At 57.9% G+C, this 17,313-nt stretch carries 16 protein-coding genes; 13 read left to right on the top strand and 3 right to left on the bottom strand.

The genetic code is table 11. The features are described 5' to 3' along the window. Positions 1-107: 107 nt before the first annotated feature. Positions 108-860 (top strand): phospholipid-binding lipoprotein MlaA, encoded by a 753-nt coding sequence (gene mlaA, locus GNG26_RS15895; protein WP_103825183.1) that lies wholly within the window; start codon positions 108-110, stop codon positions 858-860. Positions 861-907: 47 nt separating this feature from the next. Here the strand turns inward: mlaA and fadL are convergent, their stop codons facing one another. Continuing rightward, entirely contained in the window at positions 908-2,230 is a 1,323-nt protein-coding gene (gene fadL, locus GNG26_RS15890; protein WP_197080103.1) for a long-chain fatty acid transporter FadL, read from the bottom strand. Positions 2,231-2,601: 371 nt separating this feature from the next. Here fadL and GNG26_RS15885 point away from each other — a divergent pair, with 371 nt between their 5' ends. The 4 genes from GNG26_RS15885 to sixA all read left to right on the top strand — a co-directional run bounded on the left by GNG26_RS15885 (position 2,602) and on the right by sixA (position 7,195). Beyond that, positions 2,602-2,886 (top strand): YfcZ/YiiS family protein, encoded by a 285-nt coding sequence (locus GNG26_RS15885; RefSeq protein ID WP_156239450.1) that lies wholly within the window; start codon positions 2,602-2,604, stop codon positions 2,884-2,886. A gap of 155 nt (positions 2,887-3,041) precedes the next feature. Next, complete coding sequence (gene fadI, locus GNG26_RS15880; RefSeq protein ID WP_114386027.1) at positions 3,042-4,352, top strand: acetyl-CoA C-acyltransferase FadI; 1,311 nt, start codon at positions 3,042-3,044, stop codon at positions 4,350-4,352. Further along, positions 4,352-6,499, top strand: a complete 2,148-nt coding sequence (gene fadJ, locus GNG26_RS15875; protein WP_156239449.1) for a fatty acid oxidation complex subunit alpha FadJ — start codon at positions 4,352-4,354, stop codon at positions 6,497-6,499. Before fadI ends, fadJ begins: the two co-directional genes overlap by 1 nt. Positions 6,500-6,709: 210 nt before the next feature. Next, a complete protein-coding gene (gene sixA, locus GNG26_RS15870) occupies positions 6,710-7,195 on the top strand; it encodes a phosphohistidine phosphatase SixA (protein WP_103180541.1) in 486 nt (161 codons plus the stop codon). A gap of 45 nt (positions 7,196-7,240) precedes the next feature. Here the strand turns inward: sixA and smrB are convergent, their stop codons facing one another. Further along, the gene (gene smrB, locus GNG26_RS15865; RefSeq protein WP_156239448.1) at positions 7,241-7,792 is read right to left on the bottom strand and encodes an endonuclease SmrB; all 552 of its coding nucleotides are present in this window, start codon (positions 7,790-7,792) and stop codon (positions 7,241-7,243) included. A 157-nt stretch (positions 7,793-7,949) separates the two neighbouring features. Between smrB and prmB the strand changes: the two genes are divergently transcribed. From prmB to GNG26_RS15835, 6 genes are all read left to right on the top strand, one after another. Further along, the gene (gene prmB / locus GNG26_RS15860) at positions 7,950-8,882 is read left to right on the top strand and encodes a 50S ribosomal protein L3 N(5)-glutamine methyltransferase (RefSeq protein WP_114386029.1); all 933 of its coding nucleotides are present in this window, start codon (positions 7,950-7,952) and stop codon (positions 8,880-8,882) included. A gap of 76 nt (positions 8,883-8,958) precedes the next feature. Next, positions 8,959-10,044: a chorismate synthase gene (gene aroC, locus GNG26_RS15855; protein WP_103180536.1), complete on the top strand. Its 1,086-nt coding sequence runs from the start codon at positions 8,959-8,961 to the stop codon at positions 10,042-10,044. Between the two features lie 2 nt (positions 10,045-10,046). Beyond that, entirely contained in the window at positions 10,047-10,871 is an 825-nt protein-coding gene (gene mepA / locus GNG26_RS15850; protein ID WP_156239447.1) for a penicillin-insensitive murein endopeptidase, read from the top strand. Then, positions 10,871-11,680: a sulfite exporter TauE/SafE family protein gene (locus GNG26_RS15845; protein ID WP_103180532.1), complete on the top strand. Its 810-nt coding sequence runs from the start codon at positions 10,871-10,873 to the stop codon at positions 11,678-11,680. Before mepA ends, GNG26_RS15845 begins: the two co-directional genes overlap by 1 nt. Then, positions 11,680-12,228 (top strand): elongation factor P hydroxylase, encoded by a 549-nt coding sequence (locus GNG26_RS15840; protein WP_114314355.1) that lies wholly within the window; start codon positions 11,680-11,682, stop codon positions 12,226-12,228. Before GNG26_RS15845 ends, GNG26_RS15840 begins: the two co-directional genes overlap by 1 nt. A gap of 9 nt (positions 12,229-12,237) precedes the next feature. Continuing rightward, positions 12,238-12,519 (top strand): YfcL family protein, encoded by a 282-nt coding sequence (locus tag GNG26_RS15835; protein ID WP_103825173.1) that lies wholly within the window; start codon positions 12,238-12,240, stop codon positions 12,517-12,519. Between the two features lie 97 nt (positions 12,520-12,616). On the opposite strand, the gene mnmC is transcribed toward GNG26_RS15835, so the two are convergent. Then, a complete protein-coding gene (gene mnmC, locus GNG26_RS15830; RefSeq protein WP_197080102.1) occupies positions 12,617-14,620 on the bottom strand; it encodes a bifunctional tRNA (5-methylaminomethyl-2-thiouridine)(34)-methyltransferase MnmD/FAD-dependent 5-carboxymethylaminomethyl-2-thiouridine(34) oxidoreductase MnmC in 2,004 nt (667 codons plus the stop codon). A gap of 157 nt (positions 14,621-14,777) precedes the next feature. On the opposite strand from mnmC, the gene fabB reads away from it, so the two are divergent. Then, positions 14,778-15,995, top strand: a complete 1,218-nt coding sequence (fabB, locus tag GNG26_RS15825) for a beta-ketoacyl-ACP synthase I (protein ID WP_114386035.1) — start codon at positions 14,778-14,780, stop codon at positions 15,993-15,995. 68 nt (positions 15,996-16,063) lie between these two features. Next, positions 16,064-17,242, top strand: coding sequence for an MFS transporter (locus GNG26_RS15820; protein WP_114314357.1), 1,179 nt, complete (start codon positions 16,064-16,066; stop codon positions 17,240-17,242). The last annotated feature ends 71 nt before the right edge of the window (positions 17,243-17,313 follow it).

The raw sequence follows: 17,313 nt of genomic DNA, 5'->3' as shown, positions 1-17,313 counted from the left end.
ACATCAGTAAACGCGCTGATACAATCACTTACACGTTTACAGACAGAGCGCGAAAGCGCCATGACGGATGGCTTTTGCTGATAGCCATACTTAACAGGGAGAAAGATATGAAACTTCGGCTGTCGGTGGTTGCGTTGAGCACCACGTTGCTGATGGGCTGCGCCAGCTCTGGCGAGCAGCAGGGGCGCTCCGATCCTCTGGAAGGATTTAACCGCACCATGTACAACTTCAACTACAACGTGCTGGATCCGTATGTGGTGCGTCCGGTTGCGGTGGCATGGCGGGATTATGTTCCACAACCTGCCCGTAACGGGCTGAGCAACTTCACCAGCAACCTCGAAGAGCCAGCGGTGATGGCGAACTACTTCCTGCAGGGCGATCCCTATCAGGGGATGGTCCACTTTACCCGCTTCTTCCTGAACACCCTGTTAGGGATGGGGGGCTTTATTGACGTTGCCGGGATGGCGAATCCGAAGCTGCAGCGCGAACAGCCGCACCGTTTCGGTAGTACGCTGGGTCACTACAATGTGGGTTACGGCCCGTATGTGCATCTGCCGTTCTACGGTAGCTTCACGTTGCGTGATGACGGCGGTGATATGGTCGATACGCTCTATCCGGTGCTGTCGTGGCTGACCTGGCCGCTGTCGGTGGGTAAGTGGACGCTGGAAGGGGTAGAGACGCGCGCGCAACTGCTGGATTCAGACGGTCTGCTGCGTCAGTCTTCCGATCCGTATCTCATGGTGCGTGAAGCGTACTTCCAGAATCACGACTTCATTGCTAACGGCGGTAAGCTGAAACCGGAAGAGAACCCGAACGCGAAAGCGATCGAGAATGAACTCTCCGAGATTGATGCGGAATAAAAAAGAAAAGGTGAGCGCGAGGCTCACCTTTTTTTATCCCTGCGTGATTAGAACGCGTAGTTGAAGTTCATGCCATAGAGCCAGGCTTTACCTTCAGAAGAAAACTCATACGGACCTTCCTGGAACGACACTTTCTGACCATGCATATAAGAGACACCCGCATCAATTGAGGCATCTTTGTTGAATGCATAGGTCGCACCGGCGCTCAGCCAGAAGCGATCCTGATCCGGAATGGAGATAGAACGTTTGTCTGCCGGAACCGGGCTGTCATCGAAGGCAATACCGGTACGGAACGTCCAGTTATCGTCCATATAGTAGGTGGTACCCAAGGCGATGCGGTAAGCGTCACGGAAGCTTTCGTCTTTATAGAAAAGCGTATCACCGCCGCTGTTAGTCGCTTTCAGCTCCTGGAACTGGCTCCAGCTCGTGTAGGTCAGGCTATAGTGGATGGCCCATTGCGGCGCGACTCTGTTATAACCGGACAGTTCCCACATCTCAGGTAAATTCAGGGTCAGAGAACCGCCAGTGGTGCGGCCATCCGTCCCCATTGGCAGACCAAAGTTGCCGAGGATCTGGTTATAGGCTGAAGGCAGGCTGCTCTTATAGTCGCCATCGAAATCGATTTTCACTTCAGAGCGGTAGGTCAAGCCATAGCGGTTGTTCTTATCGATTTCATACAGAATACCGGCGTTCCAGCCAAAGCCCCACTCATCACCCTTCAGGTAGGCAATCTGGGTATCTCCCTGGATCCCCGCGACCTGTCGTGCCAGAGCCGGAGGTAATGCGCCGGAGCCTGCAACGATGCGACCCAGGTCACCCGCGTAGCGCTCAATTTTCGCTTTCGCATAGACCGCATCAAAGCCAACACCGAAACTCCAGTGATTATCCAGGCGATAAGCACCGCTCAGGTTCAGGTTGAGGGTCTCCAGGTCGGTGGTACCGCCGTATGCCCCTGCTGCGTAGTTGTTATTGAACTCGGTCGCCAGTCCGTAGTTAGAGGTGACGGATGCGCCCCAGCCGAATTGATCATTGATTGGTGCGACAAAGTGCAGGTTTGGCACCCATGCTGTTGGCGCGATGTTATCCGCGTTCAGGCTTGCGCCCGTTGGCGAGCGTCCAGAGATATCCACATCAGGGTCAACAAAGATGGCGCCTGCGGAGAAGGTAGGACGATCAAACATCATGATCAGGGCAGGGTTACGGCTCGCGTTCCCTGCGTCATCAGCGATAGCACCTTCCCCGGAATAGGCGCGGCCCAGGCCTGAGGAAGAGAACTCATTCAACTGAAAGCCCGCTGACCAGGCGGAGGTGGAGACGATTGCCACTGCGACTGCCAGCGCAGTTTTTTTGAACAGGGTTTTCTGGCTCATGACCATAACCTCATTGAGTTATTTTTATTCAATTTTTGTTACATACCGTAACAGGAGCGCGAAGTGTAGGGTCTGTGGTAACACTTAGAAATCAGACCAGTGGCGAGAGTATAGGTCTGACCAGATAGAATGTTGCAAGGGTGTTTATGAATATTTACCGATATGTTTTTCGAAACGGGATCTGGTTGGCAAAATTGTGACCAGTTCGCGTCCTCCTAATGGGTGATTTTTGTTTTAGATCATTTTTACTTGTGATATTGCTCACTTACCCGGTTTAAAGCCATTAACAACTGGAGCCGCTCCCGCCCGGCGCGTAAAATATCAGCATCGTGTTTATCTCGCGCCATGCGCGAATGAAGAGGAAATCTACTATGAGTAAATGCAGTGCTGATGAAACCCCGGTTTGCTGCTGTATGGATGTGGGCACCATTGTGGACAACACGGATTGCACCGCCTCTTACAGCCGTGAGTTTACCCGCCGTGCCGACGCCGAAGAGACGCTGGCCGCGCTGACCGAAAAAGCCCGCAGCGTGGAGTCCGAACCGTGCACAATCAACGCCAACTTCACCGAAGTGGAAGGCGGCGTTCGTCTGGACATCGACTTCGTGTTCAGCTGCGAAGCAGAATCCCTGATTTTTCAACTCGGTCTGCGTTAATTCCTTCCCGCGCCTCCCTTCCGGGAGGCGTTTCGTCTCCTCTCTGTGTGTTCGCTCGCAATTTTTCCTCTCCCCGATTGGCTAATGTAAAAATTTAGTTAAGACTGTTATCAGGTCAGACCACTTTGCGCATTTGTTATTCACAGGGGAGCGTTATGAGTCAGGCATTACCGCTAATCACCCGTCAGGGGGATCGCATTGCCATTGTCAGTGGATTACGCACGCCATTTGCCCGTCAGGCGACGGCGTATCATGGCGTACCTGCCGTCGATCTGGGAAAAATGGTTGTAGGGGAGCTGCTGGCTCGCAGTGAAATCCCACCCGAGGTGATTGAACAGCTGGTCTTTGGCCAGGTCGTGCAAATGCCGGAAGCGCCGAATATCGCCCGTGAAATCGTGCTGGGCACCGGAATGAATGTCCACACTGATGCCTACAGCGTCAGCCGCGCCTGCGCCACCAGCTTTCAGGCGGTAGCGAACGTGGCAGAAAGCCTGATTACCGGCACCATTCGCGCCGGGATAGCCGGGGGCGCAGACTCCTCCTCCGTATTACCGATCGGCGTCAGCAAAAAGCTCGCGCGCGTGCTGGTAGACGTCAACAAGGCCCGCACCACCGGGCAGCGGCTGTCACTGTTCTCGCGCCTGCGTCTGCGCGATCTCCTTCCTGTTCCGCCCGCCGTGGCGGAATACTCCACCGGGCTGCGAATGGGGGATACCGCCGAACAGATGGCGAAAACCTATGGCATCACCCGTGAGCAGCAGGATGCCCTGGCGCACCGCTCGCACCAGCGCGCCGCAGAAGCCTGGGCCGAAGGCAAGCTGGCGGAGGAGGTGATGACCGCCTACACCCCACCATTCCGCGAACCGCTAAGCCAGGATAACAATATTCGCGGCACCTCTACGCTGGCGGATTATGCGAAACTGCGTCCGGCATTCGACCGCAAACATGGCACCGTCACGGCGGCGAACAGCACGCCTTTAACCGACGGCGCGGCAGCGGTGATCCTGATGACCGAATCCCGCGCCAGAGAGCTGGGCCTGAAGCCGCTCGGCTATCTGCGCAGCTATGCCTTTACCGCCATTGATGTCTGGCAGGACATGCTGCTGGGGCCGGCCTGGTCCACGCCGCTGGCGCTGGAGCGCGCCGGACTGACGATGGGCGATCTGACGCTCATCGACATGCATGAAGCCTTTGCCGCGCAGACTCTGGCTAACCTGCAACTGCTGGCAAGCGACCGTTTTGCCCGGGATGTGCTGGGCCGCGCCCACGCCACCGGTGAAGTGGACGAAAGCAAATTTAACGTGCTGGGGGGCTCCATTGCCTACGGTCACCCCTTTGCGGCGACCGGGGCGAGGATGATCACCCAGACGCTGCATGAGTTGCGCCGTCGCGGCGGTGGGTTTGGACTGGTCACCGCCTGTGCTGCGGGTGGCCTGGGTGCCGCAATGGTTCTGGAGGCAGAGTAATGGAGATGACAACGGCATTCACCCTGGACGTACGTCCGGACAACGTGGCGGTCGTCACCATTGACGCCCCAGGCGAAAAGATGAATACCCTGAAAGCGGAGTTTGGCGGTCAGGTTCGCGCTATCCTCAAACAGGTGCGAGAAAACAAAGCCTTGCGCGGGTTGGTATTTATCTCGGCCAAGCCGGATAACTTTATCGCCGGGGCCGATATCAACATGATTGCCCGCGCTGAAAGCGCCCAGGAAGCGGAAGATTTGGCCCGTCAGGGGCAGCAGATCATGGCCGAAATTCACGCCCTGACCATTCCGGTGATTGCGGCGATCAACGGCGCCTGTCTCGGCGGCGGCCTGGAGCTGGCGCTGGCCTGCCATGGGCGAATTTGTACCGACGACGCCAAAACGGTGCTGGGCCTGCCGGAAGTGCAGCTTGGCTTACTGCCGGGCTCAGGCGGCACCCAGCGCCTGCCGCGACTGGTGGGTGTCAGCACGGCGCTGGAGATGATCCTCGCCGGCAAACAGCTGCGCCCGCGTCAGGCCCTGAAAGTCGGGCTGGTGGATGAGGTGGTTCCGCATTCCATTCTGCTGGATGCCGCCGTGGCGCGCGCGCTGAAAGGCAAACCCGACAGTCGTCGCTTACCGGTGCGCGAGCGCGTGCTGGCAGGGCCGCTGGGCCGTGCGCTGCTGTTTAAAATGGTGGCGAACAAAACCGAGCAAAAAACCCAGGGCAACTACCCGGCGACAAAACGCATTCTTGAGGTTATTCATACCGGTCTGACCCAGGGTAGCAGCAGCGGCTATGCCGCAGAAGCGAAAGCCTTTGGCGAGCTGGCGATGACGCCGCAGTCTCAGGCGCTGCGCAGCATCTTTTTTGCCAGCACCGACGTGAAAAAAGATCCCGGCAGCGAAGCCGAGCCTGCGCCGCTGGCATCAATTGGCGTGCTGGGCGGCGGACTGATGGGGGGCGGGATCGCCTTCGTCAGCGCCAGCAAAGGCAAATTACCGGTGCGGATCAAAGACATCAACCCGAAAGGGATCAACCACGCCCTGCAGTACAGCTGGCAGCTGCTTGATAAAAAGGTCAAACGCCGCCATATCAAAGCCAGCGAGCGCGATCGCCAGCTGGCGCTGATCTCCGGCACCACTGACTACAGCGGATTCCGTCATCGCGATGTGGTGATTGAGGCAGTATTTGAGGATCTGGCGCTGAAACAGCAGATGGTGGCCGAGGTCGAAGCGAACTGTGCGCCGCACACTATCTTTGCCTCTAACACCTCGTCGTTGCCGATTGGCGATATTGCAGCGCAGGCCGCGCGCCCTGAACAGGTGATTGGGCTGCATTTCTTTAGTCCGGTCGAAAAAATGCCTCTGGTGGAGGTTATACCCCATGCCGGAACCAGCCCGCAGACCATTGCCACCGTCGTTAAGCTGGCAAAAATGCAGGGCAAAACGCCGGTGGTGGTGGCTGATAAAGCCGGGTTCTACGTCAACCGCATTCTGGCCCCCTATATCAACGAGGCCATGCGCCTGCTGACCGAAGGCGAAAAGGTCGAGCATATCGATAATGCGCTGGTGAAGTTTGGTTTCCCCGTTGGCCCAATCCAACTTTTGGATGAGGTGGGAATCGATACCGGCACTAAAATTATACCTGTGCTGGAGAGCGCTTATGGAGAACGGTTTAGCGCGCCCGCAAACATTGTTTCTGCAATTTTGAATGACGATCGCAAAGGCAGAAAAAATGGCCGCGGTTTCTATCTTTACGACCCAAAAGGGCGTAAAAGCAAGAAGCGGGTCGACCCGGCGGTTTATGGGCTTATTAAGTCTGGCGGCGAGGGCAAACTCTCTGCGACCCAGTGCGCGGAACGCTGCGTGATGATGATGCTCAACGAAGCGGCACGCTGCTTTGATGAGAAGGTCATTAAAAATGCCCGCGATGGCGACATTGGCGCCGTCTTTGGCATTGGTTTCCCACCTTTCCTGGGTGGCCCGTTCCGCTATATGGATAGCGTAGGTGCGGGTGAAGTTGTTGCGATTTTACAACGACTGGCTGTGCAATATGGGCCGCGGTTTACACCGTGTGACACATTATTGCAGATGGCGGATCAGGGGCTGCGATTTTGGCCAGCAAAGGAAACTGACCTTGTAAATTAAGGTCAAATAAGAGTAAATCCGCCGTTGAAGGGTCTGGTCCTGTCTAATTTGTAAACAGACATTGACTATACTTACGCCGTTGAGGTAAAAAACAGCGTTTCATTCAACGGATGGATCAGGCACAATGCCCGGCCATCGGGTTTTCTACCTCGTTATGTGTTCACACGGGGTAATAACACCGGTGATCCTGGTCAACAAAAGCGGTGCAATATGCAAGTTTTTATCATGCGTCACGGTGACGCGGCACTTGATGCTGCCAGTGACTCTGTACGTCCTCTGACGCCTTGCGGCTGTGACGAGTCCCGTCAAATGGCTACCTGGTTGAAAGGGCAAAAAGTGGATATTGAACGTGTCCTCGTCAGCCCGTTCTTACGCGCTGAACAGACGCTGGATGTGGTAGGGGAGTGTATGAACCTGCCAGCCAATGTCGATGTTCTGCCAGAGCTTACCCCGTGTGGCGACGTGGGTCTTGTCAGTGCCTATCTTCAGGCGCTGTGCAATGAAGGTGTCGCCTCTGCGCTGGTAATTTCCCATCTGCCGTTAGTCGGCTATCTGGTGGCTGAACTCTGCCCGGGCGAAACGCCGCCGATGTTCAGCACCTCTGCCATTGCCAACGTTACCCTCTCTGAAACGGGTGCTGGCGTCTTCAACTGGCAGATGAGCCCCTGCAATCTGAAGATGGCGAAAGCTATCTGATGTAAATCGGACCCAGGCGGGTAGCATGAGCCACCCGCCTGCCTCTCAGGGCAGCTCAGGCGGTTGCCACTCTTCCACTTCAATCAACACCAGCAAGGCGGCATCACCGCCATACTCTTTCGGTGCCTGATGAAATGCCATCACGTGTGGATGCTGAGCCAGCCACAGTGGGGTTTGCTGCTTGAGAATATGTTTGCCGTGGCCGTGCATAACGCAGGCACAAAAAACATGTTCGCGACGGCAGGCGGCAATCAGCGCGCCCAGCTCCTGTTTCGCCTGCATCTGGGTCAGCCTGTGCAGATCGAGGAACAGCTCCGGCGAATAATCTCCCCGACGCAGTTTTTTCAGCTCGAAATGGCTGACGTCCGCGCGCACATATTTCACCGCACCTTCCGTGTTCAGCAGCGGCTGAAACTCGTCGGAAAAGTAGTGGCTGGCGTCGGCCTGCTCCTGAATCAGCCGTTTTACCGGAACTTCACTCACTTTTTTGCGCTGCGGGCGGTGGACAATGGTGTCCTGCTTGATTTGACGCGTGCCGGTCATTAGCTGACGAAACAGCGTTTGATCCTCCTCGCTGAGCGATATTTTCTTTTTCATGGGGTCGTCTCATCTCTTATTTCCGACAGTGTACCTGACTCACTGCGCGGCAAAACGCATTTTTTACCCGCAAGCCGTTAGCGACAGTGCTGATTTATCGCCGTCTTCATGGCACACTAGCCGCCGAAAATTTAGCGAGCATGCCCTGGAGAACATAGTGGATAAAATTTTTGTCGATGAAGCGGTAAATGAGCTGCAAACCATTCAGGACATGTTGCGTTGGGCGGTCAGCCGTTTCAGCGCGGCCAATATCTGGTACGGCCATGGTACCGACAACCCGTGGGACGAGGCGGTACAGCTGGTTCTGCCATCCCTCTATCTGCCGCTGGATATTCCTGAAGATATGCGCTCCGCGCGCCTTACCTCCAGCGAAAAACACCGCATCGTTGAGCGCGTGATCCGTCGCGTTAACGAGCGCATTCCGGTAGCGTACCTCACCAACAAAGCCTGGTTCTGCGGCCATGAGTTTTTTGTCGATGAACGCGTGCTGGTGCCGCGCTCGCCGATTGGTGAACTGATCAACAACCAGTTCGCCGGCCTGATTGACCATCAGCCTGAGCATATCCTGGATATGTGTACCGGCAGCGGCTGCATCGCCATTGCCTGCGCGTACGCCTTCCCGGAAGCGGAAGTGGATGCTGTCGATATCTCCCCTGATGCGCTGGCGGTAGCGGAACACAATATTGAAGAGCACGGTCTGATCCATCACGTCACGCCGATCCGTTCCGATCTGTTCCGTGACCTGCCAAAAGTGCAGTACGACCTGATTGTGACCAATCCGCCGTACGTTGACGCAGAAGATATGTCAGACCTGCCAAACGAATACCGTCACGAGCCAGAGCTGGGCCTGGCTTCCGGCTCCGACGGCCTGAAGCTGACCCGCCGCATTCTGGCCTGTGCGCCAGATTATCTCACCGACAACGGCATTCTGATTTGTGAAGTGGGTAACAGCATGGTACATCTGATGGAGCAATATCCGGATGTGCCGTTCACCTGGCTCGAGTTCGACAACGGTGGGGACGGCGTCTTCATGCTGACCAAAGCGCAGCTTCTCGCCGCGCGCGAACATTTCAGCATCTACAAAGATTAATCCAACGGGCTTCGGCCCGTTTCACATTGCGCAAACACAGAAAGCTCAAATACAGAACAACGAAAACGGAGCCGTGATGGCAGGAAACAGTATTGGACAATTATTCCGTGTGACGACGTTTGGTGAGTCCCACGGGCTGGCGCTGGGCTGTATCGTTGATGGCGTACCGCCAGGCATCGAACTGACTGAAGCCGATTTACAGCACGATCTCGACCGACGCCGTCCAGGCACGTCACGCTACACAACCCAGCGCCGCGAGCCGGATCAAGTCAAAATTCTGTCAGGCGTCTTTGAAGGACGCACCACCGGTACCAGCATCGGCCTGTTGATTGAGAATACCGATCAGCGTTCCCAGGACTACGGTGCCATTAAGGATGTGTTCCGTCCGGGTCACGCCGATTACACCTACGAGCAGAAATATGGTTTCCGCGACTATCGCGGCGGCGGACGCTCCTCCGCCCGTGAAACCGCCATGCGCGTCGCGGCAGGGGCCATTGCCAAAAAATACCTCGCGCAAAAGTTTGGCATCACCATTCGCGGCTGTCTGACCCAGATGGGCGATATCCCGCTGGCGATCGCCGACTGGGAGCAGGTTGAACAGAACCCGTTCTTCTGCGCTGACGCCTCGAAGCTGGAAGCGCTCGATGAACTGATGCGCGCCCTGAAGAAAGAGGGCGACTCTATTGGCGCCAAAGTCACCGTGGTGGCTGACGGCGTCCCGCCGGGCTGGGGCGAGCCGGTCTTTGACCGCCTTGATGCTGATATCGCCCATGCGATGATGAGCATCAACGCGGTCAAAGGGGTGGAGATTGGCGACGGTTTTGACGTGGTTCAGCTTCGTGGCAGCCAGAATCGGGACGAGATCACAGCCCAGGGCTTCCAGAGCAATCACGCGGGCGGCATTTTAGGCGGCATCAGCAGCGGGCAGCAGATTATCGCCAACATTGCGCTGAAACCAACCTCCAGCATTACCGTGCCGGGCCACACCATTAACCGCTCTGGTGAAGAAGTTGAGATGATCACCAAAGGACGTCACGATCCCTGCGTCGGGATCCGCGCAGTGCCGATCGCTGAAGCGATGCTGGCGATCGTGCTGATGGATCACTTCCTGCGCCAGCGCGCGCAGAATGCGGATGTGACGACCACCATTCCACGCTGGTAACCATGAAAAAAACCGCAATTGCTCTGCTGGCGCTGCTTGCCAGTGGAGCCGCTCTGGCGGCAACGCCGTGGCAAAAAATTACCCACCCGATCGCAGGTAGCGCCCAGTCAATTGGTGCGTTCTCTAATGGCTGTATCGTTGGTGCGCAGGAACTTCCTCTGCAGTCGGATACGTATCAGGTGATGCGTACCGACCAGCGCCGCTACTTCGGCCACCCGGACCTGGTGCTGTTTATTCAGCGGCTGGGCAATCAGGTGCATAACCTGGGACTCGGCACGGTGCTGGTGGGCGATATGGGGATGCCGGCAGGCGGTCGCTTTAATGGCGGCCACGCCAGCCACCAGACCGGGCTGGATGTCGATATCTTCCTCCAGCTGCCGAAAACGCGCTGGTCATCTTCGCAACTGCTGAAGCCGCAGGCGCTCGATCTGGTCTCCAGCGATGGCAAGCGGGTAGTGCCGTCGCGCTGGTCGCCGGAGGTCTCCAGCATGCTCAAGCTGGCGGCGGAAGATAACGACGTCACACGTATCTTCGTTAACCCGGCCATCAAGCAGCAGCTATGCGAAGATGCCGGAACCGACCGCGACTGGCTGCGTAAAGTGCGGCCGTGGTTCCAGCACCGCGCGCACATGCACGTGCGCCTGCGATGCCCGGCGAACAGCCTCGAGTGTGAAGATCAACCGTTACCGCCGCCAGGCGATGGCTGCGGCGCGGAACTACAAAGCTGGTTTGAGCCAGCGAAACCTGGACCCACCAAGCCTGTGAAGAAGACACCGCCTCCGTTGCCGCCTTCCTGCCAGGCGCTACTGGATGAGCATGCCCTGTGATGGACCAATTTGCTGAGTTGTTTATGGTGTCGCCGCTGATGCTGGTGGCGCTGTTTTTTATCGCCATGCTGGCCGGGTTTATTGATGCCCTGGCCGGTGGCGGCGGGTTACTGACGGTTCCGGCCCTGCTGGCGGCGGGCATGAGCCCGGCCCAGGCGCTGGCGACGAACAAATTGCAGGCGTGTGGCGGATCGTTATCCGCCTCGCTCTATTTTATCCGCCGCAAGGTGGTGAGCCTGGCCGATCAGAAGCTCAACATCCTGATGACCTTTATTGGATCGACCAGCGGGGCGCTGCTGGTTCAGCATGTGCAGTCCGATATTTTGCGCCAGATTTTGCCGATTCTCGTCATCTGCATTGGCCTCTACTTTTTACTGATGCCGAAACTGGGCGAAGAAGACAGGCAGCGCCGCCTGCACGGTCTGCCGTTTGCCCTGATTGCGGGCGGCTGCGTCGGCTTTTACGATGGCTTCTTCGGGCCCGGGGCCGGGTCGTTTTACGCCCTGGCGTTTGTGACGCTGGCCGGTTTTAACCTCGCCAAATCCACCGCCCATGCGAAAGTGCTGAACGCCACCTCTAATGTCGGTGGTCTGCTGCTCTTTATCATCGGCGGGAAGGTGATTTGGGCGACCGGCTTCGTAATGATGGCCGGACAATTTCTGGGCGCACGGGCAGGTTCGCGTCTGGTGTTAAGCAAAGGGCAACAGCTTATCCGTCCGATGATTGTCATTGTCTCGGCCGTGATGAGTGCCAAACTTCTTTATGACAGCCACGGACAGGAGATCCTCCACTGGTTGGGGATGAACTAATGAACAGTACGCATAAATACGAACAGCTGATTGAGATTTTCGACGGCTGCTTCGCACAAGATTTTAATACCCGTCTGATTAAAGGCGACGACGAACCGATCTATCTTCCTGCTGATGCAGAGCTACCGTACAACCGGATCGTCTTTGCCCACGGCTTTTACGCCAGTGCGCTGCACGAAATATCCCACTGGTGCATTGCCGGTAAAGCGCGCCGCGAGTTGGTGGACTTTGGCTACTGGTACTGCCCGGACGGGCGTGACGCTGCGACCCAGGGGCAATTTGAAGATGTGGAAGTGAAACCCCAGGCGCTGGAATGGCTCTTCTGCGTGGCGGCAGGATTTCCGTTCAACGTCAGCTGCGACAATCTCGAAGGCGACTTCGAGCCAGACCGTATTGTCTTCCAGCGCCGCGTGCACGCGCAGGTGATGGAGTACCTTGAGAAAGGCATCCCGGAACGTCCGGCGCGCTTGATCAAGGCTTTACAGAATTATTACCACACGCCGGACATCACGGCGGAACACTTCCCGTGGCCGGAAGATCTTAACTGAGGAAAGAAGATGATCGCAGAATTTGAATCACGCATTCTGGCGTTAATTGATGACATGGTGGAGCACGCCAGTGACGATGAACTGTTTGCCAGCGGTTATCTGCGTGGTCACCTGACGCTGGCCGTCGCCGAACTGGAAGCCGGTGACGACCACTCTGCGGACGCGGTGCATGCTGAAGTCTCCCGCAGCCTGGAAAAAGCGATTCTGGCCGGCGAACTCTCTCCGCGCGACCAGTCATTAGTGCTGGGGATGTGGGAAACCTTGTTTCAGAAAGCCAGCCTGACGTCATAAGTTAGCGCCAGGACATGTAGGCCGGGCAAGCGGATGCGCCGCCCGGCGTTAAAACGGCTCCTTTGCCAGACGCCCGGTGGCGCTAAGCTTACCGGGCCTACGATTTCACCCTCTTCCCCTTCAACAACTTCCTCACCCATAACCGGTTCGGATTGAGCGCGGCCAGCGTGTGGCTGTCCAGCGGGATCGGCTCGTGGCTCATTTGCGCGGCAAGAACCTCCGCCGTCAGCGGCGCCGTACAAAGCCCGCGGGAGCCCAGCCCGCCCAGCATAAACAGATTCCGGAACGCCGGGGCGCTGACCGCCTGGGATGTATTGCTGGCGAGATCCTGATAAGCCGTCAGCGTGGCTTCATAGTCCGGCACCGCACCCGTCATCGGCAGGTGATCGCGGGTGGCGCAGCGAATGCCGTTGCGCGCTTCGCCGGCGCTGACATCCACCTCACGCGCCCATGCCGCCTGCGGCAAACAGTCGATCAGACGCTGGCGATTATGCTGCTGGTCCTCATCGCTGTACTGCGGCTCGGTCTGCCCACGATGATAGCTTGCGCCGATGCAGTGCTGGCCGTTGGCCGGATTTTGCGGGGTCAGATACCCGTCGTAGCAGAGCACCTGGCGCAGCTGGCTCAGCTGCGGGGCCGCCGGGATATGGCTCACCTGGCCACCCACCGGGTAGACCGGCAGTGGTGTGGTCTGGCTGAACTGGCTGATGCCGTGTCCGTTCGCCAGCACCACGCTGCCATGCTGCGCCTGCTCACCGTCGGCAAACTGCAACATCCACCGGGCGTCGGTCTGCGCCAGCGACGTTACCTTGCGGCCATAGTGCACCTGCAGGCCCAGAGTTTGGGCCAGCGCGATCGCCGCCGCGGTAAGCTGCGCCGGACACAGCCAGCCGCCGAGCGGATACTGGATCCCGCCGCAGCCGGTGGGCACCCCGGTGCTCTCTTCCACCTGACGGGCGTTGACCGCAACCGCAATTTGCTCGGGCAGGCCCAGAGCGAGCATATGATCAATTTTCTGCTGACTCTTCTCATCCCAGCCAAGCTGAGTCACGCCGCACCAGGTATGATCAAAGGCCACCGGCAGGGTGTCGTACAGGCGGCGGGCAAAGGTAAACGCCGTCGGGAAAAACTGGCTCAGCGCCACATCGTGGGCGCTAAGCAGGGGATAGAGCGCCCCCTGACGATTGCCGGAGGCGCCCGTCGCCGGTGCGTCGTCGGCGCAGTAGAGCGTCACCTGCCAGCCACGGCGCAGCAGCGCCAGCGACAGTAGCGCGCTGGCAATCCCGCCGCCCACCACGGCGGTTTCGCGCCCGTCGCTGGCCGGACGGGCAAACCACGGGGTGCGGGCAGGGGAGGGGCGATCCTGCTCCATCACCCCGACGAGCATTTCGCGCTTGCGGCCAAAGCCCTTGGTTTTTTTCATGGTGAAGCCTGCTTCCTGCAGGCCGCGACGGACAAACCCGGCGCAGGTGAAGGTGGCGAGCGTGCCACCGGGCCGCGCCAGACGCGCCATGGCGGCAAACAGCTCTGGGGTCCACATATCCGGGTTTTTGGCCGGGGCAAAACCGTCGAGGAACCAGGCGTCAACCTGCTGGTTCAGGGAATCATCCAGCTTGTCGGTGAGTTCGTTAATATCCCCCAGCCAGATATCGAGCGTGACGCGCCCGCCGTCCAGCAGCAGGCGATGGCAGCCTGCGATAGGCAGTGGCCACTGGGCCTGAAGCTGTTCCGCCCAGGGGGCTAATTCCGGCCAGTGCTGATGCGCCAGACGCAGATCGTCGGCGGCCAGCGGGTATTTCTCAAAACTGATGAAATGTAACCTTTGCAGGGTAGCGTCAGGGTGCGCTGCACGAAAGCGATCGAACGCTTGCCAGAGGGTGAGGAAATTCAACCCGGTGCCAAATCCGCTCTCCGCCACCACAAAGAGATCGCGGGGATGCTGCGGAAAACGGGAATTCAGCTGATTTCCTTCGAGGAAAACATAACGCGTCTCTTCCAGTCCGTTATCATTAGAGAAGTAGACATCGTCAAAATCTCGGGAAACAGGTGTACCCTCAGCGTTGAATTCGAGGTTGGCGGGTTGTATAGCGTTTTGTTTCACGTAAGTTACTCGTCTGACAGGCTGTGCCGCGATCTTAACGATGTGCGTCTGATGGTGCAAATTTCCACAGAAATTGGCTGATCGGACTTGTTCGGCGTACAAGTGTACGCTATTGTGCGACTCGAAACTTAAATAGTGCGACTTACAGAGGTATTGAATGAAACGTGCAGTGATTACTGGCTTGGGCATCGTTTCCAGCATCGGTAATAACCAGCAGGAAGTCCTGGCATCTCTGCGTGAAGGACGCTCCGGGATCACCTTCTCTGAAGAGTTTAAAGATTCCGGCATGCGTAGCCACGTATGGGGTAATGTAAAACTGGACACCACGGGCATGATCGATCGCAAAGTGGTCCGTTTCATGAACGATGCCTCCATCTACGCCTATCTCTCTATGCAGGAAGCGATTGCTGACGCTGGCCTGAGCGAAGAGGTTTATCAGAATAACCCGCGTGTGGGTCTGATTGCTGGCTCCGGCGGCTCCTCTAAAGCGCAGGTATTTGGTGCGGACGCGATGCGTAGCCCGCGCGGCCTGAAAGCGGTCGGTCCATACGTGGTGACCAAAGCGATGGGTTCAGCGGTTTCCGCTTGTCTGGCGACCCCGTTCAAAATCCACGGCGTAAACTACTCCATCAGCTCCGCTTGCGCGACCTCCGCACACTGTATCGGTAACGCGGTTGAGCAGATCCAGCTGGGTAAACAGGACATCGTATTTGCTGGCGGCGGCGAAGAGCTGGGTTGGGAAATGGCCTGTGAATTCGATGCGATGGGCGCCCTGTCCACCAAATACAACGAATGCCCGGAAAAAGCCTCCCGTACCTATGATGCAAGCCGTGACGGCTTTGTTATCGCAGGCGGCGGCGGTATGGTCGTGGTGGAAGAGCTGGAACACGCTCTGGCCCGCGGTGCGCACATCTATGCTGAGATTGTTGGCTACGGCGCAACCTCCGACGGTGCAGACATGGTGGCTCCATCAGGCGAAGGCGCAGTACGCTGCATGAAGATGGCGATGCATGGCGTTGATACCCCAATCGACTACCTGAACTCCCACGGTACCTCTACTCCGGTAGGCGACGTGAAAGAGCTGGGTGCTATCCGTGAAGTGTTCGGCGACAACAGCCCGGCTATCTCCGCTACCAAAGCCATGACCGGTCACTCCCTTGGTGCGGCTGGCGTGCAGGAAGCGATCTACTCCCTGCTGATGCTGGAAAACGGCTTTATCGCGCCGAGCATCAACATTGAAGAGATGGACGAGCAGGCCGCAGGTCTGAACATCGTCACTGCGACAACCGAGCGTGAACTGACTACCGTCATGTCCAACAGCTTCGGTTTCGGCGGCACCAACGCCACGCTGGTGATGCGTAAGCTGAAAGCATAAGCGTTTGAATGTATAGTAGAAGGGAGCCTGATGGCTCCCTTTTTTTATGCCTGAACATGGAGTTATGCATGACGGCCGTTACCAAAGATAAAAACGCCGCTTCCGGCAACGTCTCGCTGTTCCGTATCGCCTTTGCGGTATTCCTCACCTATATGACCGTCGGCTTGCCATTGCCGGTGATCCCGCTGTTTGTGCACCAGGAGCTGGGCTATGGCAACACCATGGTCGGCATCGCCGTGGGTATTCAGTTTTTAGCCACGGTGTTAACCCGCGGCTATGCCGGACGGCTGGCGGATCAGCACGGCGCAAAACGCTCGGCATTGCAGGGCATGTTCGCCTGCGCACTGGCGGGTGGCGCATGGCTACTGGCCGCGCTGCTGCCGGTGGAGGCGGCCTATAAATTCGCGCTGCTGGTGGTAGGGCGCTTAATTCTCGGTTTTGGTGAAAGCCAGCTGCTGACCGGCACCCTGACATGGGGGATGGGGCTGGTCGGGCCCGCGCGTTCCGGCAAAGTGATGTCGTGGAACGGGATGGCTATCTATGGTGCGCTGGCCGCAGGCGCGCCGCTGGGTCTTTTGATCAACAGCCAGTTTGGCTTTGCGGCGCTGGCCGCCACCACCATGGCACTGCCGCTGCTGGCCTGGGCGTTTAACGGCACGGTGCGTAAAGTTCCGGCCCATAAAGGCGAACGTCCTTCCCTGTGGAGTGTGGTGGGGCAGATCTGGCAGCCAGGCCTGGGCCTTGCGCTGCAGGGCGTTGGCTTTGCGGTGATTGGTACCTTCGTCTCGTTGTACTTTATGAGCCGCGGCTGGGCGATGGCCGGTTTTACGCTTACCGCTTTTGGCGGCGCGTTTGTCCTGATGCGGGTGCTGTTCGGCTGGATGCCGGATCGTTATGGTGGCGTGAAGGTAGCGGTGGCGTCGCTGGTGATTGAAACCGTGGGTCTGGTGTTGCTCTGGCAGGCGCCGACCGCGCCGGTAGCACTGCTGGGGGCAGCCCTGACCGGCTGCGGCTGTTCGCTGATCTTCCCGGCGCTGGGTGTTGAGGTGGTTAAACGCGTTGCCCCACAGGTGCGGGGCACGGCGCTGGGTGGCTATGCCGCCTTTCAGGATATCTCATACGGCGTGACCGGGCCGCTGGCGGGGCTGTTAGCCACCTCGTTTGGTTATCCTTCGGTCTTCCTGGCGGGAGCCGTTTCAGCGGTGGTTGGGATTGTGGTGACGCTGGTGGCGTTTCGGAAATCTTAGCGGTTTGTTGCCGGGTGGCGGCTACGCCTTACCCGGCCTACAGGTTGTGTTTTTGTAGGCCCGGTAAGCGT

The organism is Leclercia sp. J807 (assembly GCF_009734465.1).
Taxonomy (GTDB): domain Bacteria; phylum Pseudomonadota; class Gammaproteobacteria; order Enterobacterales; family Enterobacteriaceae; genus Enterobacter.
Note: the sequence above shows the minus strand (reverse complement) of the source record. Positions and strands in the feature narration are given on the sequence as shown.

What these genes read in the sequence shown, in the direction of transcription:
- mlaA (WP_103825183.1), top strand. Translation starts at nt 108, where the DNA reads ATGAAACTTCGGCTGTCGGTGGTTGCGTTGAGCACCACGTTGCTGATG.
- fadL (WP_197080103.1), bottom strand. Translation starts at nt 2,230, where the DNA reads ATGAGCCAGAAAACCCTGTTCAAAAAAACTGCGCTGGCAGTCGCAGTG.
- GNG26_RS15885 (WP_156239450.1), top strand. Translation starts at nt 2,602, where the DNA reads ATGAGTAAATGCAGTGCTGATGAAACCCCGGTTTGCTGCTGTATGGAT.
- fadI (WP_114386027.1), top strand. Translation starts at nt 3,042, where the DNA reads ATGAGTCAGGCATTACCGCTAATCACCCGTCAGGGGGATCGCATTGCC.
- fadJ (WP_156239449.1), top strand. Translation starts at nt 4,352, where the DNA reads ATGGAGATGACAACGGCATTCACCCTGGACGTACGTCCGGACAACGTG.
- sixA (WP_103180541.1), top strand. Translation starts at nt 6,710, where the DNA reads ATGCAAGTTTTTATCATGCGTCACGGTGACGCGGCACTTGATGCTGCC.
- smrB (WP_156239448.1), bottom strand. Translation starts at nt 7,792, where the DNA reads ATGAAAAAGAAAATATCGCTCAGCGAGGAGGATCAAACGCTGTTTCGT.
- aroC (WP_103180536.1), top strand. Translation starts at nt 8,959, where the DNA reads ATGGCAGGAAACAGTATTGGACAATTATTCCGTGTGACGACGTTTGGT.
- mepA (WP_156239447.1), top strand. Translation starts at nt 10,047, where the DNA reads ATGAAAAAAACCGCAATTGCTCTGCTGGCGCTGCTTGCCAGTGGAGCC.
- GNG26_RS15845 (WP_103180532.1), top strand. Translation starts at nt 10,871, where the DNA reads ATGGACCAATTTGCTGAGTTGTTTATGGTGTCGCCGCTGATGCTGGTG.
- GNG26_RS15840 (WP_114314355.1), top strand. Translation starts at nt 11,680, where the DNA reads ATGAACAGTACGCATAAATACGAACAGCTGATTGAGATTTTCGACGGC.
- GNG26_RS15835 (WP_103825173.1), top strand. Translation starts at nt 12,238, where the DNA reads ATGATCGCAGAATTTGAATCACGCATTCTGGCGTTAATTGATGACATG.
- fabB (WP_114386035.1), top strand. Translation starts at nt 14,778, where the DNA reads ATGAAACGTGCAGTGATTACTGGCTTGGGCATCGTTTCCAGCATCGGT.
- GNG26_RS15820 (WP_114314357.1), top strand. Translation starts at nt 16,064, where the DNA reads ATGACGGCCGTTACCAAAGATAAAAACGCCGCTTCCGGCAACGTCTCG.